The organism is Amycolatopsis sp. A133 (assembly GCF_031082405.1).
In the GTDB taxonomy this organism is placed as follows: Bacteria; Actinomycetota; Actinomycetes; order Mycobacteriales; family Pseudonocardiaceae; genus Amycolatopsis.
The window spans coordinates 145,847-165,137 of sequence record NZ_JAVHJU010000007.1 but is presented as its reverse complement, the minus strand read 5'-3'; the positions used below and the strand labels follow the sequence as shown (position 1 = coordinate 165,137).

21 protein-coding genes and 1 tRNA gene are annotated in these 19,291 nt (G+C 70.7%); 12 read left to right on the top strand and 10 right to left on the bottom strand.

From position 1 onward, the window contains the following. Positions 1 to 35: 35 nt before the first annotated feature. The gene (locus tag Q5425_RS08950; RefSeq protein ID WP_308671648.1) at positions 36 to 1,187 is read left to right on the top strand and encodes an epoxide hydrolase; all 1,152 of its coding nucleotides are present in this window, start codon (positions 36 to 38) and stop codon (positions 1,185 to 1,187) included. Positions 1,188 to 1,342: 155 nt separating this feature from the next. On the opposite strand, the gene Q5425_RS08945 is transcribed toward Q5425_RS08950, so the two are convergent. Further along, positions 1,343 to 1,912 carry a bacterial proteasome activator family protein gene (locus tag Q5425_RS08945; RefSeq protein WP_308671647.1) on the bottom strand — a complete coding sequence of 190 codons (570 nt, stop codon included), beginning with the start codon at positions 1,910 to 1,912 and terminating at the stop codon, positions 1,343 to 1,345. A 124-nt stretch (positions 1,913 to 2,036) separates the two neighbouring features. Here Q5425_RS08945 and Q5425_RS08940 point away from each other — a divergent pair, with 124 nt between their 5' ends. Next, complete coding sequence (locus Q5425_RS08940) at positions 2,037 to 3,236, top strand: cysteine desulfurase-like protein (RefSeq protein ID WP_308671646.1); 1,200 nt, start codon at positions 2,037 to 2,039, stop codon at positions 3,234 to 3,236. Positions 3,237 to 3,241: 5 nt separating this feature from the next. Here the strand turns inward: Q5425_RS08940 and Q5425_RS08935 are convergent, their stop codons facing one another. After that, positions 3,242 to 4,228, bottom strand: coding sequence for an NAD(P)H-quinone oxidoreductase (locus tag Q5425_RS08935; RefSeq protein WP_308671645.1), 987 nt, complete (start codon positions 4,226 to 4,228; stop codon positions 3,242 to 3,244). Between the two features lie 81 nt (positions 4,229 to 4,309). On the opposite strand from Q5425_RS08935, the gene Q5425_RS08930 reads away from it, so the two are divergent. Next, the gene (locus tag Q5425_RS08930) at positions 4,310 to 5,851 is read left to right on the top strand and encodes a M28 family metallopeptidase (protein ID WP_308671644.1); all 1,542 of its coding nucleotides are present in this window, start codon (positions 4,310 to 4,312) and stop codon (positions 5,849 to 5,851) included. Positions 5,852 to 5,904: 53 nt separating this feature from the next. Here the strand turns inward: Q5425_RS08930 and Q5425_RS08925 are convergent, their stop codons facing one another. Next, on the bottom strand, positions 5,905 to 6,831 hold the full coding sequence (locus tag Q5425_RS08925) for a neutral zinc metallopeptidase (RefSeq protein WP_308671642.1): 927 nt from the start codon (positions 6,829 to 6,831) through the stop codon (positions 5,905 to 5,907). Positions 6,832 to 7,442: 611 nt separating this feature from the next. On the opposite strand from Q5425_RS08925, the gene Q5425_RS08920 reads away from it, so the two are divergent. Continuing rightward, positions 7,443 to 7,916 (top strand): MarR family transcriptional regulator, encoded by a 474-nt coding sequence (locus Q5425_RS08920; RefSeq protein WP_308671641.1) that lies wholly within the window; start codon positions 7,443 to 7,445, stop codon positions 7,914 to 7,916. Positions 7,917 to 7,960: 44 nt separating this feature from the next. Here the strand turns inward: Q5425_RS08920 and Q5425_RS08915 are convergent. Further along, positions 7,961 to 8,047: transfer RNA gene (locus Q5425_RS08915), tRNA-Ser, on the bottom strand. A gap of 124 nt (positions 8,048 to 8,171) precedes the next feature. On the opposite strand from Q5425_RS08915, the gene Q5425_RS08910 reads away from it, so the two are divergent. After that, positions 8,172 to 8,582 (top strand): hypothetical protein, encoded by a 411-nt coding sequence (locus tag Q5425_RS08910; protein WP_308671640.1) that lies wholly within the window; start codon positions 8,172 to 8,174, stop codon positions 8,580 to 8,582. On the opposite strand, the gene Q5425_RS08905 is transcribed toward Q5425_RS08910, so the two are convergent. Continuing rightward, positions 8,563 to 9,402, bottom strand: a complete 840-nt coding sequence (locus tag Q5425_RS08905; RefSeq protein ID WP_308671639.1) for a patatin-like phospholipase family protein — start codon at positions 9,400 to 9,402, stop codon at positions 8,563 to 8,565. The two genes, Q5425_RS08910 and Q5425_RS08905, sit on opposite strands and share 20 nt — an antisense overlap. Before the next feature lie 77 nt (positions 9,403 to 9,479). Here Q5425_RS08905 and Q5425_RS08900 point away from each other — a divergent pair, with 77 nt between their 5' ends. Continuing rightward, positions 9,480 to 9,914, top strand: coding sequence for a VOC family protein (locus tag Q5425_RS08900; protein WP_308671638.1), 435 nt, complete (start codon positions 9,480 to 9,482; stop codon positions 9,912 to 9,914). Positions 9,915 to 9,916: 2 nt separating this feature from the next. Here the strand turns inward: Q5425_RS08900 and Q5425_RS08895 are convergent, their stop codons facing one another. Continuing rightward, on the bottom strand, positions 9,917 to 10,198 hold the full coding sequence (locus tag Q5425_RS08895; protein ID WP_191309026.1) for a DUF2277 domain-containing protein: 282 nt from the start codon (positions 10,196 to 10,198) through the stop codon (positions 9,917 to 9,919). A gap of 101 nt (positions 10,199 to 10,299) precedes the next feature. Between Q5425_RS08895 and Q5425_RS08890 the strand changes: the two genes are divergently transcribed. Next, complete coding sequence (locus Q5425_RS08890) at positions 10,300 to 11,241, top strand: Ldh family oxidoreductase (RefSeq protein WP_308671637.1); 942 nt, start codon at positions 10,300 to 10,302, stop codon at positions 11,239 to 11,241. Positions 11,242 to 11,261: 20 nt separating this feature from the next. Here Q5425_RS08890 and Q5425_RS08885 read toward each other — a convergent pair whose 3' ends face one another. Next, positions 11,262 to 11,486: an RNA-binding S4 domain-containing protein gene (locus tag Q5425_RS08885; RefSeq protein WP_308671636.1), complete on the bottom strand. Its 225-nt coding sequence runs from the start codon at positions 11,484 to 11,486 to the stop codon at positions 11,262 to 11,264. A gap of 18 nt (positions 11,487 to 11,504) precedes the next feature. Then, on the bottom strand, positions 11,505 to 12,305 hold the full coding sequence (locus tag Q5425_RS08880) for a trypsin-like peptidase domain-containing protein (RefSeq protein ID WP_308671635.1): 801 nt from the start codon (positions 12,303 to 12,305) through the stop codon (positions 11,505 to 11,507). 132 nt (positions 12,306 to 12,437) lie between these two features. Between Q5425_RS08880 and Q5425_RS08875 the strand changes: the two genes are divergently transcribed. Beyond that, positions 12,438 to 13,250 (top strand): SDR family NAD(P)-dependent oxidoreductase, encoded by an 813-nt coding sequence (locus Q5425_RS08875; protein WP_308671634.1) that lies wholly within the window; start codon positions 12,438 to 12,440, stop codon positions 13,248 to 13,250. Between the two features lie 164 nt (positions 13,251 to 13,414). Next, positions 13,415 to 13,996 carry a hypothetical protein gene (locus Q5425_RS08870; RefSeq protein ID WP_308671633.1) on the top strand — a complete coding sequence of 194 codons (582 nt, stop codon included), beginning with the start codon at positions 13,415 to 13,417 and terminating at the stop codon, positions 13,994 to 13,996. A 1-nt stretch (position 13,997) separates the two neighbouring features. On the opposite strand, the gene Q5425_RS08865 is transcribed toward Q5425_RS08870, so the two are convergent. Together Q5425_RS08865 and Q5425_RS08860 are read right to left on the bottom strand one after the other, a co-directional pair. Continuing rightward, positions 13,998 to 14,657: a response regulator gene (locus Q5425_RS08865; RefSeq protein WP_308671632.1), complete on the bottom strand. Its 660-nt coding sequence runs from the start codon at positions 14,655 to 14,657 to the stop codon at positions 13,998 to 14,000. After that, positions 14,654 to 16,237: a sensor histidine kinase gene (locus Q5425_RS08860; protein ID WP_308671941.1), complete on the bottom strand. Its 1,584-nt coding sequence runs from the start codon at positions 16,235 to 16,237 to the stop codon at positions 14,654 to 14,656. The genes Q5425_RS08865 and Q5425_RS08860 overlap by 4 nt, the downstream gene beginning before the upstream one ends. A 191-nt stretch (positions 16,238 to 16,428) precedes the next feature. Here Q5425_RS08860 and Q5425_RS08855 point away from each other — a divergent pair, with 191 nt between their 5' ends. Genes Q5425_RS08855 through Q5425_RS08845 form a run of 3 tightly spaced genes read left to right on the top strand, consistent with a single transcriptional unit; the run spans position 16,429 to position 19,169 of the window. Beyond that, positions 16,429 to 17,235: an ABC transporter ATP-binding protein gene (locus tag Q5425_RS08855; RefSeq protein ID WP_308671631.1), complete on the top strand. Its 807-nt coding sequence runs from the start codon at positions 16,429 to 16,431 to the stop codon at positions 17,233 to 17,235. After that, positions 17,225 to 18,112, top strand: coding sequence for an ABC transporter permease (locus Q5425_RS08850; RefSeq protein ID WP_308671630.1), 888 nt, complete (start codon positions 17,225 to 17,227; stop codon positions 18,110 to 18,112). The genes Q5425_RS08855 and Q5425_RS08850 overlap by 11 nt, the downstream gene beginning before the upstream one ends. 1 nt (position 18,113) lies before the next feature. After that, entirely contained in the window at positions 18,114 to 19,169 is a 1,056-nt protein-coding gene (locus Q5425_RS08845; protein ID WP_308671629.1) for an ABC transporter substrate-binding protein, read from the top strand. Positions 19,170 to 19,291 lie beyond the last annotated feature (122 nt).

Here is a 19,291-nt window from a genome sequence, read left to right as displayed (position 1 = left end):
GCGGTGCTGTCCGCAATCGTTCCTACGGTTGCGCTATGACTTCCGAGATCACGCCGTTCCGCATCGACGTCCCGCAGGCCGCCCTCGACGACCTTCGGATGAGGCTGGCGAACACCCGCTGGCCCGACCAGCCCGCCGACACTGGCTGGCGCCTGGGGGCGCCGGTCGATTACGTGCGTGAGCTGGCCGAGTACTGGCGCACGGGCTTCGACTGGCGGGCGCAGGAGGAGCGCATCAACGGCTTCCCGCAGTTCACGACCACGATCGACGGGACGAGGGTGCACTTCCTGCAGGTGGTCTCACCGGAGCCCGCGGCCCCACCGGTGCTGCTGACGCACGGCTGGCCGGGCTCGATCGTCGAGTTCCTGGACGTCATCGGGCCGCTGACGGACCCCCGCGCGTACGGCGGCGACCCGGCGGACGCGCTGACAGTGGTGGTGCCGTCGATCCCGGGCTACGGCTTCTCGGGCCCGACGCCGGCGCCGGATTGGGGACCGGACCGGATCGCCCGGGCCTTCGCGGAATTGATGACCCGCCTCGGCTACGCCCGTTTCGGCGCCCATGGAAGTGACTGGGGAGCAACGATCTCCCGCGAGCTGGCCACCCAGTTCCCGGAACGGCTGCGGGCCATTCACGTAACGATGCTGGCTTCGGCGGTCGTTCGCAGCGAAGCTGACCTCGAGGGGCTGGCGGGTCTCGAGCTGGAGAAGGGGAAGCGTTCACTGGCGAAGGGGACGAAGTTCTCTCGCGAGGGCACTGCGTATGCGCTGCTGCAGGCGACGAAGCCGCAGACGCTGGCGTACGGGCTCCACGACTCCCCGGTCGGCCAGCTGGCGTGGATCGCGGAGAAGTTCCGCTCGTTCTCGAACGCAGCGGAAGACCTGATCGACCGCGACGACCTCTTGGCCGACGTGTCGATCTACTGGTTCACGGAGACGGCCAATTCTTCAGCCAGGCTGTACGCGGCTGCGACGGGCGGTTGGGGAGCTCCGGCGCCGGCGAACAAGGTCCCGACGGGGGTCGCGGTCTTCCCGGACGACATCGGGCTGCCGATCCGGGCGCTGGCCGAGCGAACGGACAAGATCGTCCATTGGACGGAGTTTCCCCGCGGCGGCCACTTCCCGGGGTTGGAGGAACCGGACGCCCTGATCGGCGACATCCGGGAGTTCTTCCGCCTGCTGCGCTGAGGGGGAGGGGGCGGGAGGAAACATCCCCCGCCCTTCCCTGGGGGGCGTCCCACGTCCAGTCTACCGCCGCCCCCCGACCAAACCCCGCCAAAGCGACTTATCCACAGCAGTTGTCCACATCCCCCTCGGTCTGTGGACAACCCCGCAGAAAGCCGTCAAAGATACTGGCCGGTCCCCGAAATCCCCGGGCCCTGCTCATGCCCGTGCCCCATCGCGCTCGAAGGCCCCGCCGGCAGCCCGCGCCGCATCTGCTCGAGCTGGACCCGGGCCGCCATCTGCTGGGCGAACAGCGCCGTCTGGATTCCGCTGAACAGCCCCTCCAGCCAGCCCACCAGCTGCGCCTGGGCGATCCGCAGCTCGGCGTCCGAAGGTGTCGAGTTCTCCGTGAACGGCCGGACCAGCCGCTCCAGCTCGTCCTGCAGCTCCGGGGCCAGCGCCTTCTCCAGCTCGCGGATCGACGTCTGGTGGATTTCGCGCACCCGCGTGCGGGACGCGTCGTCCAGCGGGGCCGCGCGGACCTCCTCCAGGAGCTGCTTGATCATCGTGCCGATCCGCATCACCTTCGCCGGCTCTTCGACGAGGTCGCCGACCGATTCGGGGTGCTCCTCCGAAGGCAGCTGGGCCGCGCCCACCGGTGTGCCGTCCGGTCCGACCACCACCACCTGGGGTGAAGATTCCTGGCCCGGGTCACCCGCTGTGAAGTTCGGCTCGGTCATGTGCTCCATCCTGGCTTGCGTTCAACACGCTCCGCGACACCCAGGGGGTGCCCGTCTCCGAGCGTAGCGGTCCCGGTGGCTCTCCACCCAACCCCGGACGCACGGCGAAACCGCACGTCCGTACGGTGTCCCCATGGCGTTCGACGTCGCTCGTATCCGTGGGCTCTTTCCCGCGCTGGGTGACGGCTGGATTCACTTCGACGGCGCCGCCGGAATGCTGGTCCCGGAACAGGTCGCTTCGGCCGTTTCCACGGCGATGCGCGCCCCGGTGTCCGGGCCGGGCGGAGCGTTTCCGGCCTCACAGCGCGCGGAAAGCATCGTGACCGCGGCCCGCCGGGCCGTGGCGGACCTGGTCGGTGCCGATCCGGCTGCCGTCGTGCTCGGGCCGAGCGCGCCGGTGATGCTGCGCCGGCTCGTCGACGCGCTCGCCGAGCGCTGGACCATCGGCGACGAGCTCGTCGTCTCGAGGCTCGACGAACAGGCGAACCTGGCGCCCTGGCAGCGTGCCGCCAAGCGCGTCGGTGCCGTTGTGCGGTGGGGCGAAATCGACATCGAGACCTGCGAGCTGCCCGCGTGGCAGTACGAGCAGCTCGTGTCGGCGCGCACGAAGGCCGTCGCCGTCACGCTCGCGTCCGGTTCCGTCGGGACCCGGCCGGACGTGCCGACGATCATCGAGTTCGCCAAAAGGGTCGGCGCGCTCGTCGTTGTCGACGCCACCTACGCCGCGCCGTTCCTGCCGCTGGACATCAACGCGCTCGGCGCCGACGTCATGGTCGTGTCCGCGCAGGCCTGGGGTGGCCCGTCGGTGGGTGCCCTCGTCTTCCGCGACCCCGAGCTGATCGAGCGGATCCCGCCGGCTTCGCTCGACCCGATGGCCCGCGGCGCCGCCCGCCTGGAGCTCGGCCCGCACGCCTACCCGCTGCTGGCCGGGCTGATCGCGTCGATCGACTATCTCGCGGGTCTCGACGACGCCGCTGCGGGATCGCGGCGCGAACGCCTGGTCACCTCGCTCGGGTCCGCGAAGTCCTACCACGCCGGGCTGCTCGCGCAGCTGTCGACGGAACTGCTGTCACTGCGGCACATCATGGTCATCGGCAACGCCATGCGCCGGATCCCCGCGCTGGCCTTCGCCGTCGCCGGCAAGAAGGCGCCCGAAGTCGCCGAATACCTGGCGAAGCAGGGCTTGTGCGCCTTTGCCGACGACGGCACCAGCGGCGTCTTCGCGTCACTCGGCGTCGGAGAAGTGGGCGGCGCCGTGCGGATCGGGCTCGCCCACTACTCCAACGTCTTCGAGATCAACCAGCTGGTGCGCGTCCTCGACGAACTGCGCTGACGCAGCTAGGACTTCGCCGCCAGCAGCACCTTGCCGAAGACGCTGCCCTCTTCCAGGGTCCGGTGCGCGGACGCGGCTTCGGCCATCGGCACGACCTGCCCGACGATCGGCTTGACGAGACCCTCGGCCACCAGCGGCCACAGGCGTTCGCGGACGTCGGCGACGATCGCCGCCTTCTGGTCCAGCGGGCGGAACCGCAGGCCCGCGGCGAACACCGAAGCCCGCTTGCCGAGCAACGCGCCGACGTTCAGCTCGCCCTTGACCCCGCCCTGCATGCCGATGATGACGAGCCGCCCGTCCTGCTGCAGCGCGTCGACGTTGCGGCTCAGGTAGGACGCGCCCATGTTGTCGAGGATGACGTTCGCGCCGCCGGTCTCCTTGCGGAGCACCTCGACGAAGTCGTCCTGCTTGTAGTTGATCGTGATGTCGGCGCCGAGCTGGCGGCAGCGTTCGAGCCGATCCGGCGAGCCCGCGGTGACGGCGACGGTGGCGCCGAGCGCCTTGCCGACCTGGATGGCGTGCGTGCCGATCCCGCCCGCGCCGCCGTGGACCAGGAGCACGTCGCCCTCGGCGAGCTTCGCGTGCATCACGACGTTCGCCCACACCGTGCAGGCCACCTCGGGCAGCGCGGCCGCGGTGAGCAGGTCGATCTCGCCCGGCACCGGCAGCAGCTGCCCGGCGGGGACGACGGCCTTCTCCGCGTAGCCGCCGCCGGCGAGCAGCGCGCAGACCTCGTCGCCGACTGCCCAGCCTGCAGTGTCTTCCACGCCTTCGCCGAGTTCGGCGATCGTGCCGGAGCATTCGAGGCCGAGGGTTTCGCTCGTGCCCGGCGGGGGCGGGTAGTGGCCCTGCCGCTGCAGCAGATCCGCGCGGTTCACCGCGCTCGCCGCGACCTCCAGCAGCACCTCGCCGGGGCCGGGACGCGGATCCGCGACCTCCGCCCACTCGAGAACGTCCGGTTCACCTGGTTCACGGATGGTGATCGCGTACATGTGTCGACTGTATACCGCGTCGAAAGGTCCCGCCGAAAGGCGCATTGACGGACTTCGCATATCGAACAAAGGTGAGCAACCATGTCACTCTTTAGAACGAAATTTCTCCCGCCGGTGGCACTGGCCGCCGGCGCGACGCTGGTGCTCGGCCTGACCCCGGCCGCCGCCGCGAACACGCTCCCCGACGGTCCCGCCCTGGCGAAGCAGCTCGTCGGCAAGGTGGGCCTCAACGGGGTCAACCGGCACCTGATCGCCCTCCAGCGCATCGCCGACACCAACGGGGGCACCCGGGCGGCGAGCACCGAGGGCCACGCCAAGTCCGCCGAGTACATCGCGACCAAGCTCGAGGCGGCCGGCTTCCAGGTCACCCGCCAGGAGTTTCCCTTCACCTTCTCCGAAACCCTCGCCGAGAAGCTGACCGCGGGCGGCGCGGACGTGCCGATCATCGCGATGGAGTACACGACGTCGACGCCGGTCGGCGGCATCACCGCGCCGCTCGCCGTCGTCGCGGTCGACGACACCAGCGGCTGCGAGGCCACCGACTACACCGCGGACGTCGCGGGCAAGATCGCGCTGATCAAGCGCGGCGGCTGCTCGTTCGCGCAGAAGCAGCAGACCGCCGCGGCCGCGGGCGCGATCGGCGCGATCATCTACAACAACACCGACGGCGCGGTGAACGGGACGCTCGGGGGCCCGGAGAACGCCAAGATTCCGACCGGGGGTGTGACGGCGGCCGCGGGGGCGCAGCTGGCCACGCTCGGCGGCCAGAACGTCACCCTGGAGCTGCGCACCTTCCAGGAGGCGCGGACCAGCTACAACGTCATCGCCGAGACCAAGACCGGGCGCAAGGACAACGTCGTGATGCTGGGGGCGCACCTCGACAGCGTCCCGGCGGGCCCGGGCATCAACGACAACGGCACCGGCTCGGCGGCCCTGCTCGAGACGGCGCTGCAGCTGGGGAGCAGCCCGAAGGTCAACAACGGAGTCCGCTTCGGCTTCTGGAGCGCGGAGGAGTTCGGCCTGATCGGCTCGACCCACTACGTCGACCAGCTGACCTTCGAGCAGCAGCTCGACATCGCGCTGTACCTGAACTTCGACATGATCGGCTCGCCGAACGCCGGCTACTTCGCCTACGACGGCGACAACTCCGACGGCGTCGGCGCCGGTGCCGGCCCGTACGGCTCGGCGCAGATCGAGAAGACCTTCGTCGACTTCATGCAGGCCGCGAAGGGCGTTTCGCTCGAAGGCACCGACTTCACCGGCCGTTCGGACTACGGCGAGTTCATCGCCGTCGGCATCCCGGCGGGTGGCCTCGACACCGGCGCCGAGGTGCTGAAGACCCCGGCGCAGGCGGCGAAGTGGGGCGGCACGGCCGGCATCGCGTTCGACCCGTGCTACCACCAGGCCTGCGACAACCTGGGCAACATCGACCGGGTCGCCCTGGAGCGCAACTCCGACGGCGTCGCCTGGGCCCTCGGCGTCTACGCGACGAGCACCGAGAGCATCAACGGCGTCCAGCCCGGCAAGGCCAAGACGGCCAAGCAGAAGGCCGCCGAACGCGGTGCGCAGCGGAACTTCTCCGCGCACGCCGTGGCCGGTGACCCGCACGCGTTGACTGCCTGAGAACAGACCGAAGGGGCCGCCCCGGCTGCCGGGGCGGCCCCTTCGTCGTTCCGCTAGCCCAAGTTGTTCGTGCCGAAGGTGTCGCAGCGGGCGGGTTCGCCGGTCTGGAAGCCGGTGGTGAACCACTTCTTGCGCTGCGCCGACGTGCCGTGGGTGAACTTCGAACGGTCGACCTGGCCGCCGCCGAGGTTCTCCTGGATGTAGTCGTCGCCGATGCGGGACGCGGTGTCCAGCGCGGAGTTGATGTCGTCCTGGGTGACGTCGGTGATCAGCGGCTTGCCGCTCTCGGTCGGCGTTGTCGAGGCGTGGTTGGCCCAGACGCCCGCGTAGCAGTCGGCCTGCAGCTCCAGGCGCACCGAACCCGACGTCGGGCCGCTGCCGCTGCCCTTCTGCGAGGTGCCGAGCAGGTTCTGCACGTGGTGGCCGTACTCGTGGGCGAGCACGTACGCCTCGGTGAAGAGACCGCCCTGCGCGCCGAAGCGGGTCTTCAGCTCCTCGAAGAAGGAAAGGTCGATGTAGACGTCGGAGTCGGCCGGGCAGTAGAACGGGCCGGTGTCGGACGTGGCGCTGCCGCAGCCGGTGCGCACGCCGCCGTTGAAGAACTTCGTCGGCGCCTTCTGGTAGGTCGAGCCGGAACGCGCGAACTGCTGGGTCCAGTAGTCCTGGACCGAGTTGACGATCGCCACGATCGCGCAGTCGTGGTTCTTGTTGGCGTCGGCGCCGGTCTTGCACTCACTGGCGAGCGTCGAGTTGTCGACCTGCTGGCCGGACCCGATGCCGCCGAGCCCGCCGCTCAGGCCGCTGCCGCCCGTGCTGACCCCGCCCAGCTGGGACAGCACGAAGTAGATGATCACCCCGACGACGCCGAGCCCGCCGCCGCCGAGCGCCACGCGGCCGCCGATCCCGCCGCCGCCACCACCGCTTCCGCGCAGGTCCTGGACCTCGGAGGCGTCCAGGCCGGCGTTGTCGTCGAATCTCACCAGCGAATCGTACTGCGCAGATCGTTACCAAGCCGACCGGCGGCTACGGCGGAACAAAGTGCCGGTGCGCGGGTTGGCTCCGGACGGTGTCCGCCTACCTTCGGCCGGCCTGGTAACGAGCCTGGGTGCGCTCGTCGCGCTGACGGGCGCACCCAGGCTTGTACCGAGGTATGTCTTTGGTCGAGCGGTCGGCCGCTTCCGGGGCCGGCGTTCAGGCGCTGTGGTCACGGCTTCCGAGGCCGCGACCGGAACCAGGCCCGACCGACGCCGTATGCGTGATGCGCATGGAAGCCCGCTCTTGGCTGTTCACAATCGCGACCGATCCGGTAGGTGTCCGTGCCGATCGCGGGGACGCAGCTGGCGGTCAACCGCGAAAATCACCCGTCACACAACCACCTGACCTCTCCTGGCGGGGGAGCCGGGCCGGCACGTCGCCGTCGCCGCGCTGCTTACCCGGTCAACCGTCCACCGACAAGCAGAATGCGCCTTTCCCGGCCGAGTCTCAACCTTTTCGTAACCCCACCTTCGGGCGATGTTGCCACGGTGTTTTCACTGGCAGACGGATCGGACTCGGACCGCGCGGTCCCTTGATCGGCGTTCTACGCTGCCTTATGACCGAGGAGCGTGCTGTGCGGTGGTTGAACGAAACCGAGATGGCGGCGTGGCGCTCCTACATCGTGGCGACCCTCCTGCTGCGCCAGCGGCTGCACCGCGAGCTGTCCGAGCGCCACGAAGTCTCGCTGACCGACTACGAGGTGCTCGTCTGCCTGCAGCTCCAGCCCGATCACCGGATCCGGATGTCGGAACTGGCGTTCATGATGGGCTCGACGAAGAGCCGGCTTTCGCACCAGGTCGGCCGGCTGGAGGACGCGAGCCTGGTCCGGCGGGCCCGCGACCCGGAGGACAAGCGCGGCGTCATCACGGAGCTGACCGACGAGGGGCAGGCGCTGCTGGAGAAGGCGGCGCCGACGCACGTGGAGGGCGTGCGCGAGCACCTGATCGACCTGCTGAGCCCCGAGGAACAGGCGACGATCGCCGCGGCGTTCGAGCGCGTGCGGGCGCACCTGTCGGAGGCCGAAAGCTGAACCCGGGCGCGCGCGGCGCCCGGGTTCTCAGTGCGGTATCAGTGCGGTAGCGGTGGGATTCGAACCCACGGAGAGGTTGCCCCCTCGCATGTTTTCAAGACATGTTCCTTCGGCCGCTCGGACACGCTACCTCGCTCCACGAGGGTAGCCGACGGCCCGAGGCAACCCGGGTCGTGCCTCCGGCGTGCTCCCGGCATGAGAACGCGATGGGATGCGGACGGCGGGGGAAGGCGAGCGGACGTCCAGGGTCCGCCCGTGACGGCGTTCTCGCTGGTCTCCCTGGCGATCATGCTGGTGTCCCTCGGCGGCCTCGTGTTCCTCGGGGCGACGGTCAAGGAGCGGGCCGGCTCGGTCGTGGTCCCGGCGACCGTGGAGCGCGTGCCGGCCCTGAACCTGGTCGTCGCGCGCGTCGACGGCCGGCTGATGGACGTGCGGACCGCCGTGAGCTACGACCGCCACACCCACCGGCGGTCCGGTCCGGGTTACGTCCGGGGCAGCCGCATCGAGGTGCGCTACTGGCCCGGCAAGGCCGAAATGGCAACCGACACCGCTCGCGAAGTCCGGCTGCCGGGCACCTGGGTCTTCGTCGTCGCGGCGGCGGGGCTCCTGCTGGGACTGGCGGGCCTGCTGGTGCCGGCCTTTCCGCTCAGGACCAGGTCAGCGTGAGCGCCGCACCCTGGGCGCGGCCCGCTTCGGCGGCCGGCGTGCGCGTCGACGGGTCCAGCGGGTTCTGGCCGATCGCCGCGGCCGACGTCTCGTCCGGGGTGATCAGGGCGACCTCCGCGCCGGCGGCCCGCAGCTCGTCCAGCACGGCGAGCAGCGGCTTCTCCGCCGGCAGCGGCGACTCCAGCCCCAGCGGCGCGACGACGGTGATCCGGGTCGAGCCTGCCGCGTAGTCGGCGTTCTCGCCCGAGCGGACGCCCCCGTCGACGTACCGGCGGCCGTCGATGGTCACCGGCGGCCAGACGCCCGGGACGGCACAGCTCGCGGCCACGGCATCGACCAGCGACACCCCGGACGCACGGTCGAAGCGGCGTGGTTCACCGGTTTCCGCATCGACCGCCACGACGACCAGCCGCTGCCCGGGCCACTCGTGCACCGGCAGGCGACCGGCGATCACCGCGCGGCGGTCCGCTTCGGACACGGTTTCCGCGGACAGAGCCAGCTGCCCCACGGCGCGCCGGACGTCGGCCGGCGAGGTCGCACCGGTGAGCGCACCCCCGAAGTCGGCGGCGAACTTCTCGAGGTCGACGTCGGCCGGGATCTCCGCGGCTTGGCGCGCGGGATCGGCTTGGCGGGCGAACAGCTCGTCCAGCGGAAGACCACTGGTCACCTGAGCCGCGACGGCCGCACCCGCCGACGTCCCGACGACGAGGTCCGCGCCGGTGAGGTCTTGGCCGTGCTCGGCCAGGCCGGCGAGCAGCCCGGTCGTCCACGCGATCCCGGCGACCCCGCCGCCGCCCAGCACCAACGCCTGTCCACCCATGCGATCACCCTATCCGGACCGGGACTGTGCATCGGGGTCCGCGGGATCTACCCTCCTGGTCGGCGAAAGGGGCAGCGATGACCGCGAGGATCGAGGGCTTCCACCACGTCAAGTTCCCCGTGCGCGACCTGGCCCGCAGCCGCGAGTGGTACGAGCGCGTGCTGGGGCTCGACGTCACCCGCGAGTTCCCGGACGACGACGGCGTCGTGCGCGGGGTCGCCGGCACGATCGACGGCGTGCCCGTGGCCCTGCGCGTGCAGGAAGAAGCCGCGGCGGGGCTCGCCGGGTTCGACCCGGTCTGCTTCTCGATCGCCGACCGCGCGGCCGCCGAAGCGTGGATCGCGCGGCTGGACGAACTGGGTGTGGAGCACTCGCCGCTGTTCGAAGCCACCACCGGCTGGATGGTCCGCGTCCACGACCCCGACGGCATCGAGATCCGGCTCTACAGCCTCTCGAAGGACGACAGCGTCGACCACACCGGCGAGGCAGGCTACGCCCAGCGCGTGCGCTGAACTCAGGGCTGGCGCAGGGCCTTCGCGGCGATCCGCGCCTGCACTTCGGGCCGCCGCAGCGGTGGCACGGTCGCCGGGGGCTGGCGGCGCTCGGGCAGCTGCTCCAGCAGGCGGGCGGTGATCTGCGTGATCTCGGCGACCGCGGCCTCGAACGGCTCGCGCGTGGCGTCCGAAAGCGACTGCACGCCGGTCACCTTGCGGACGTACTGGCGGGCCGCGGCCTCGATCTCCTCGCCCGTCGCGGCCGGCTGGAGCCCTCGCAGGGTGGTGATGTTTCGGCACATGCCGCCCAGGGTACGGCTCTTCGGACGGCTCGATCACACGGTCGGGTAGGCCCGGGCCGGCTTCGTTGACGCCCGGAGCAGCGCTGGGCAAGGTCGGGGAAGTGCCCCTCCGACCGCGTCCCTTCCGCTCCCCCCGCCCCGAACCCGGCATCCTCGAAGAAGAACTCCCGGACACCCCGATCCCGGAACAGGCCTGGCCGCGCGTGCGGGCCGATGAACTGGTCACCTTCGTGGCACACGTCTTCGCCGCCCACGGTCTGCCCGAAGCGCGCGCCCGCATCGCCGCCGAAGCGCTCTGCCACGGCGATCTCACCGGCTCGCCGGACACCGGGGTCGCCGAGCTGACCCGCGTGCACCTGCCGCTGCTGAAGAACGGGCTCGCCGTGCCGCACGCCGAGCCGATGATGATCGCCGACCGCGGGGCCGCCGCGCTGATCGACTACCGCCGTGCGCTCGGGCTCTGGGCCGTCGGCGACGCGATGGACCGGGCGGTGACGCGGGCCGGCCGCTTCGGCGTCGGGCTCGTCTCGTTGCGCGGAATCGGGCCGTTCGGCCGGGCCGGGCACCACGCCGCGCGGGCCCTGCCGCACGCGATGATCGGACTCGTGCTCGCCGCGGGCGGGGAACCCGGGCAGCCGATGAACCCCCTCGGCATGGCGGCGCCGGGCGGGCCGTACCCGGAGTTCGTTTTCGACATGGACCGGCCCGGTGCGGAAGCGGCCGGGCTGACGCTGCTGGTCGAGGTCCTCGCCGGGGTGCTCTCCGGCGTCGCCGACCACGAGCACGACACCGGCCTGCTGGTGCTGGCGATCGCGCCGACGACGCTGCGCAGCGCCGACGGCTTCTACCGCGCCGCGAGCGCGCTGTTCGGCAGCATGCTCGGCTGGGACGGCGGCGCGCCGATCCGCTACCCCGGCTGGCGCGAGGCCCAGCACCTCGAGCAGTGCCGGGCCCTCGGTGTTCCCTTGGCCGGGCCGGTGCGCCGCGAACTGGACGCCCTGGCCGCGTCGCTCGGCCTGCCCCAGCTGACCAGCGTCGGCTGACCTGCGCTTGGCGTGGCGGCTCAGCGGACCAGGATGACCTTGCCGCGGGCGGGGCCCACCGCCACGACGTCGCCGTCGGTCAGCTGGCGGCCGCGGCGGGTCTCGACCTCGCCGTTGACCGTGACCTCTTCCGCGTCGATCAGGTCCTTGGCGTGGGAGCCGTCCTCGGCCAGGCCGGCCAGCTTGAGGAACTGGCCGAGCCGGATCGGCTCTCCGGTGATGGGTACGTCGACGGGCTCGCTCATGCCCCGCATCATGCCGCGTCAGGTCCGGGCGGTCGTCTGCCGGTAGAGCGCCAGCACGTCCGTGTCGAAGTAGCTCGAATACGACGTGTCGGGGTCGTCGCCGCCGTACTCGAAGCCGCCGATGACGCCGATGACCGTGCCGAGCCGGGTCTGCGGGTCCTGCCCGGCCACCCACGGCCCGCCGCTCGTGCCGGTCGGGAAGCCCGCGCAGTCCACCTTCAGCTGGTAGGTGTCCTGCTTGCTGGTGGTGTTCCGGCAGACCGCGGGGACCTCGGAGTCGTCCGGGTAGCCGGTGAGCGTGATGGGCTGCTCGAACGCCGTGCCGGTGGCCAGGAGGTTCCCGCCGACCAGGCTCTCCAGGGGCTTCGTGGCGCCCACCTGGTGGGCGGTGGCGAAGCCGACGTCGAGGTCCGGGTCCGACGACGCCGTCCAGCCCGGGGCGACGAGCTCGTCGGACACCGTCCAGTAGCCGAACGGCGCGATCCCGTCGTGGTAGCCGGGTGCGAAGGTGAGGCCGGAGAGGTAGCCGCCGCCATCGCCGTCGTGGATGCAGTGGGCCGCGGTCAGCAGCACGTCACCCCGCTCGCTGTGCACGACGCTGGCCGTGCAGTAGTGCGCCCCGTCGGCGAACAGCGCGCCGACCGCGGGACTCGACACCGCGGGCAGATCGGGCGCCGGTGCGGCCTCGACCGTGGCGGACTCCGATGTCGTCGCGTCCGCGGACCGGGGCTGCCGGGCGACGACGACCACAACGCAGGCCGCGCCCAGCAGCACGATCGCGGCGAGGGTGAGCAGAACGGCCGGCCGCCGCACGGTCATCGCCTCCTCGTCTCGCCGCTGTCGAGGAGACCACCATAGGACGACGGACCGACACAATCAGCACACCCACAGCAAGCTCACAGCCGCTACCATTCGTTACCCGAGAGTAACAACGCAGGGGCGGGAGGGCCGATGAAGCAGTTCGCGGACAAGGTCGTGGTGATCACCGGAGCGGGCTCGGGCATCGGCCGCGCGCTCGCGTGCGAGTTCGCCCGGCGCGGTGCCCGGGTCGCGCTCTCCGACGTCGTCACCGCGAACGCCGAGGAGACGGCGAAGCTGGCCGGCGACCAGGCCCGTGCGTACACCTTGGACGTCGCCGACCGCGGCGCCGTGCTGGCGCACGCCGAAGAGGTCGCCGCCGAGTTCGGCGGGGTCAACGTCGTCGTGAACAACGCGGGCGTGGCGCTCGGCGCGACCGTCGAAGAAATGGCGTTCGAGGACTACGACTGGCTGATGGGCGTCAACCTCGGCGGTGTCGTGAACGGCACGAAGGCCTTCCTGCCGCACCTGATCGCTTCCGGTGACGGGCACGTCGTGAACATTTCCAGCGTGTTCGGCTTCGTCGGCGTGCCGACGCAGAGCGCCTACAACGCGGCGAAGTTCGCGGTTCGCGGATTCACCGAAGCGCTGCGCGAAGAAATGCTGATCGCGCGGCACCCGGTCGCGGTGAGCTGCGTGCACCCCGGCGGGATCAAGACGAACATCGTGCGCAACTCCCGCAGTGCCGCCGAAGACCAGGAGAAGGCCGCGCAGGGCTTCGAGCGGATCGCCCGCACGACACCGGAGAAGGCGGCGCAGACGATCCTGCGCGGGATCGAGCGGAAGTCGGCGCGGATCCTCATCGGACCGGACGCCTACGTCATCGACGCCATTCCGCGCGTGCTCGGCTCCGCGTACCAGCGACCGCTGGCGGCGCTCGCGCGGCTCGGGCTGAAGCAGGGTTGAAAGCGGCTCGGGCGGCCGCGCTTTCACTCAATGGAGTTGCGTTTCTGACAGGACCGTCCGAAATGGTCCAGAATTCGTGGGGTCCGCGAGCCCCGTACCGGAGGTCCCCGATGCTTCGCACCGCACCACGCAGTGCGACCCGTCCGTCCAGCGACCGCACCGCGGTGGAGTTGCTGGATCGCACCGGCATCGTCGCGGCGAGCCTGCCCCGGCGCCGCCGCACCGACGCCGAAGCGATCTTGGTGGATGCGCCGATCTACACCCGGACGCCGGTGTGCGACCAGGACCTGCGCCCGAAGTCGGTGGTGATCCGGCGGCGGGCCCGCACGTGGCTCGGCGGTGGCGCCGCGGTCTTGCTCGTCGCGGCCGGGTGGCTGGGTGGCGGGCTGTTCACCGGCGGCCTGTTCGCCTCGGAGCCGGAACGCGACGTCGCCCAGCTGGACGCGCGCCCGGCCGTCGCCGCGGCCCCCGCGCCGGCGACGCAGCCGCAGCCGCAGCCGCCTGCCCCGCAGGCGCCGGCTGTCGTCACGCCGGCGCCGAAGACCGTGTACGTGCCGGTGCCCGCGAAGCCGGCGCCGAAGTCGGACCAGGTGCAGGCGCAGGCGAAACCGCAGCAGAAGAAAGACTCGCCGGAGGAGGAGGCCCGCGTCGACCTGCCGTCGGCGTCCACTCCGCCGTCGAGTGCCAACCCGATCCAATCGTGGGTCGAGGTCGCCGAGAGCGTGATGCAGCGCTACGGCCGCTGAGTCAGGCCTCGGACCAGCGGTATTCGTGCTCGGGGCGCCCGGTGGCGCCGTAGCGCAGCCGCATCTGGACGCTGCCCGACTCCGCTAGCGCGGTGAGGTACCGCTGCGCCGTGGCCCGCGCCATGCCCAGCTCCCCGGCGACCTCCGCCGCCGACAGCGGGCGGCCCGCCTTGCGCAGCTGCTCCGAAACCAGCCGGGACGTCGCCGTCGACTGGCCCTTCGGCGCGGACGTGCGGTCCTGGTCGTGCAGCACCCGGTACGCGCGGTCGACGTCGTCCTGGGCCAGGGCCCGGCCTTCGGCGAGCAGGCCGCGGAAGCGCGCGTACGACGTCAGCCGTTCCGCGAGCTGGCGGGTGGTGAAGGGCTTGATCAGGTAGTTCAGCGCGCCGGCCCGGATCGCCGCGGCCACCGACGCGCTGTCGGTCGCCGCGGACAGCACGATCGTGTCGGTCTGCAGCTCCGGGAGCACGGCGAGGCCGGACTCGTCGGGCAGGTAGACGTCCAGCAGGACCAGGTCCGGCGAGAGCTCCCGGACGCGCGCCCGCGCCTCGGCGGCGGTGTGCGCGGTGCCGACCACCGCGAAGCCCTCGACCTCCTCGACGAACCCGGCGTGCACGCCGGCGACGCGGAAGTCGTCGTCGACGATCAGGGTGCGGATCATCCGTCCTCCGTCAGCATTCCGGGCAGTTTGGCGACGAACAGGGCACCCGTCTCGCCCTCGCCGGGGTCGGCCAGCCAGACGTCGCCGCCGCGGGCGCGGGCGGCCTGCCGGGCCAGGGCCAAGCCGAGGCCGTGCCCGGGCGTGATCTTCGTCGAGACGCCTTCGTCGAACAACGTCCGCCGCAGCTCGGCGGGCACACCGGGCCCGCTGTCCACAACGGACACGTGCAGGGTGCCGTCCTCGGCGAGCAGGCCCACCTCGACCGTCGCCGGCCGCCGCGGGCCCATCCGGGCGGCGTGCAGGGCGTTGTCGACGAGGTTGCCGATCACGGTGTTCGCGGCGATCGGGTCGGTCACCGTCGCGGGCACCCAGCTGTCTTCGGCGAGCTTGAGCGTGAGGCCCTTTTCCTGCGCCTGCTCGGTTTTCGCGACGAGCAGCGCCTGCAGGTACGGGTCGGCGACCGCGTCGCCCAGCTCGCTCGGCCGCGCCGACGACGAGTCCGTCAGCGTCTGCAGGTACTCGACGGCCTCGGTGTGGTGGCCGAGCTGGAGCAGCCCGTAGAGGGTGTGCAGCCGGTTCGCGAACTCGTGCCGCTGGGCGCGCAGGCCGTCGGACAGGGCGCGGATGCCGTCGAGCTCGCGGGTGAGCGTGTCGAGGTCGGTGCGGTCGCGGAAGGTGAGCACGGTGCCGATCGGGCGGTCGTCCAGGCGCACGGCCCGCGAATTGATCACCAGCACCCGGTTCCCGGCGACCGCGAGCAGGTTGTCGACCGGCCGTCCCTCGGCGACGGCCTTGTGCAGCCGCGGGCTGAGTTCGAGTTCGGACATCGCCGCGCCGATCGGGAGCTCGGTGCCGAGCAGGCGTTCGGCCTCGTCGTTGCGGACCGAGACGCGGTTCGCTTCGTCGACCGCGAGCACGCCTTCGCCGATCCCGTGCAGGACGGCCTCGCGTTCGTAGAGCAGCTCGGTCAGTTCGTGCGGTTCGAGGCCGTGCGTGACGCGCCGCAGCCGCCGGTTCAGCAGCGCCGACGCGCCCGCGCCGAGCAGCAGCGCGCCGCCCGCGAAGAGCAGCGTGATCGCCAGCAGCTGGTTGAACGCGCCGGTCGGATCGGCGACGTCGAAGCCGACGCTCACCTCGCCGACCACCCGCCGGTGATCCGGCGTCCAGATCGGCGTCTTGCTGCGGACGGACAAGCCCAGCGTGCCGCTCTGCACGGCGCTGACTTCGTCCTCTCCGGCCAGCGCCCGCTCCGGGGACGTGCTCACCGGCTTGCCGATCTCGGAGAGCGTCGGGTGCGCGAGCCGGATGCCCTTGTTGTCGGTGATCACCACGAACAGCGCGTCGTTGGCCGCGTTGACCGCCAAGGCCCGTTCCTCGAGGGCGCCGCCGGGGATCTTCGCGGTGGCGTTCGCGACGACCACCGGGTCCGCCGCCACCGACTTCGCGATGGCCAGCGCGCGCTGCCCGTACTGCTCGGTGAGGGTGCGGGAGAGGAGCACGCTGACCAGGGCGACCCCGAGCCCGACGACCAAAGCGACCACGCCGATCTGCAGCAGCAGCACCTGCCTGCTGAACCGCATCCGCGGGAAGAGCGCCCACTTTGGCATGGCGGGGACCATACCCCCAGGTCAAGCCCGTGCGCTAAATGAGCAAAACATTCAGAACGCACAGCTCGCGCGGAGAACGTCGACAAGCTTCACCTGGGCGCCACGCGTACTTAACGTCCCTTCCCAACGTGAGCCCCACCACGTGACGAAGGAGTCACCTCCCCATGGTTCCCCCACTGATCGAACTCACCGGAGCCACCAAACGGTTCCCGAGCGGGTCCGGTTCCGTGCACACGGCCGTCCGCGATCTGACCATGACCGTCCAGCCCGGCGAGTTCGTCGCCGTCGTCGGCCCCACCGGCTGCGGCAAGTCGACGACGCTCTCGCTGGTCTCCGGGCTGCAGCCGCCGTCGGCCGGCCGGGTGCGGGTGAACGGCGAGGACGTGAAGTCCATTCCGGACGGGGTGGGCTACATGTTCCAGACCGACGCCGTGATGCCGTGGCGCTCGGTGCTGGAGAACGTCGCTTCCGGACCGCGCTTCCGCGGGGTGCCGAAGGCCGAGGCCCGCGCGCAGGCCGTCGACTGGATCGCCCGCGTCGGGCTCGCCGGCTTCGAGAAGTACTACCCGCACCAGCTGTCGGGCGGCATGCGCAAGCGCGTCGCGCTGGCCCAGACGCTCGTCACCAAGCCGAAGATCCTGCTGATGGACGAGCCGTTCTCGGCGCTCGACGTCCAGACACGGGCGCTGATGCAGGACGAGCTGCTGCGGCTGTGGTCCGGTTCGGGGGCCGCGGTGATCTTCGTGACCCACGACCTCGACGAGGCGATCGCGCTCTCGGACAAGGTCGTCGTTCTGACGACCGGCCCGGCCACCGTGAAGGACGTCTTCGAGATCCCGCTCGAGCGGCCGCGGAAGGTCGAGGAGCTGCGGCTGACCGAGGAGTTCCGCAAGCTCTACGCCGACATCTGGGAATCGCTGCGCAGCGAGGTCGACAAGGCCCGTGAGAAGGGAGCGACCAGTGTCGCTTGAGACCCCGGCGGCTACGTCCGCTCCCTTGCCGGTCCTCGAGACCGAGCAGGACATCCTCGCTCGCGCGAAGCAGGCCACCGGGCGGCGCAGGCGCAACATCTGGCTGCTGCGCCTGGCGATCGTCGTCGTCTGGCTGGGCAGCTGGGAGCTGACCGCGACGTACTGGATCGACCCGTTCTTCTACTCGAAGCCGTCGAAGATCTGGGAACGGCTCGTCGAGTGGTTCAGCGCCGGCACCGACTTCGGCTCGATCTGGTACCAGATCCTGGTGACCGTCGAGGAGGCCGCGATCGGCTTCGTCATCGGCGCCATCTTCGGGGTCGTGTTCGGCGTGATCCTCGGCCGCAGCTCCTACCTCGCGCAGGTGCTGGCGCCGTTCATCAAGGCCGCCAACGCGTTGCCGCGAATCGTGCTCGCCGCGCTGTTCGTCATCTGGTTCGGGCTCGGGCTCTCGTCGAAGGTCGCGACCGTCGTCGTGCTCGTGTTCTTCGCGGTGTTCTTCAACGCCTTCACCGGGGCCCGCGAGGTCGACCGCAACCTGATCGACAACGCCCGCATCCTCGGCGCGACCCGCGGCCAGGTGCTGAAGTCGATCGTGCTGCCGAGCGCGACGTCGTGGATCCTGTCGTCGCTGCACGTCGCGTTCGGGTTCGCGCTGATCGGCGCGGTGGTCGGCGAGTACACCGGCGCGAAAGCCGGTATGGGCTTCCTCATCGCGAACGCGCAAGGCACGTTCGACACCGCGGGCGTGTACGCGGGCATGCTGATCATCACCGTCGTCGCGCTGCTGGCCGAGTGGGGGATCAGCACGCTGGAAGGCAGGCTGCTGCGCTGGCGCCCGCCGTCCGCCTCCGAAGCCGCGATCAAGGCGGTCTGACATGCGTCTCAAAAGGACAGTCGGCGTGGTGGCCGCGCTCGCGGTCACCCTGGCCGGAGTCACCGCCTGCCGCGACTCGCGCGAGATCTCGCTCGGGGACACCGGCCGGCCGCACATCAAGGTCATGGTCGGCGGCCTGTCGAAGGTGATCTACCTGCCCGGCCAGCTGGCCCAGCAGATCGGCGCCTACCAGCGGCAGGGCCTCGACGTCGAGCTCTTCGACCAGCCGTCCGGCGCGAACGCCGAGACGTCGCTGCTGGCCGGCGAAGTGCAGGCGGTCGTGGGGTTCTACGACCACACGATCGACCTGCAGGCCAAGGAGCAGTGCATCGAGAGCGTCGTGCAGTTCGCGAACGTGCCGGGTGAAGCCGAGATGGTCGCGACGAAGAAGGCGGACGAGATCAAATCGGGTGCGGACTTCAAGGGCCGCAACCTCGGCGTCACGTCGCTGGGTTCGTCGACGGACTTCCTGACCAAGGCGCTGGCCCTGCGCGGCGGCGTCACGTCGAAGGAGTACACGCCGGTGAAGGTCGGCGCCGGGCAGACGTTCATCTCGGCGATGAACCAGGGCTCGATCGACGCCGGCATGACGACCGACCCGACGATCGCGCAGCTGACGAACACCGGCCAGGCGAAGGTGCTCTTCGACATGCGAACGGTCGAAGGCACCAAGGCCGCTTTGGGTGGTTTGTACCCGGCGAGCTCGCTGTACATGGGCTGCGAAATCGTGAAACGCTATCCGGACATCGTGCAGAAACTGGCCAATGCGTACGTCGAGACCCTGAAGTGGATTTCTTCGCACACCCCGGAACAGGTCGCCGCGATGATGCCGCCGTCGTTCGCCGGCGGGGACAAGGCGCTGTACGTGAAGTCGCTGCGGGACAGCCTGCCGATGTTCACCAAGGACGGCCGGATGGACCGGGCCGGTGCGCAGAACGTGCTCAAGGTGCTCGGAGAGTCGTCGAGCAACGTGAAGCCGAAGAAGGACAAGATCGACCTGTCGAAGACGTACACGACGCAGTTCGTGGACGCCGCGCACGCGCAGGCCGCGCAGTAGGAGCCCCGCTCACCTGACCGGGCGGTAGGTGAGCGACATGGACCCGTGAAGGCCTCTTTTCCCCCGCGGAGGCCTTCACGGGTCTTTTCCGGTTCAATTCCGGCAAATGGTGAGTCTTTCCC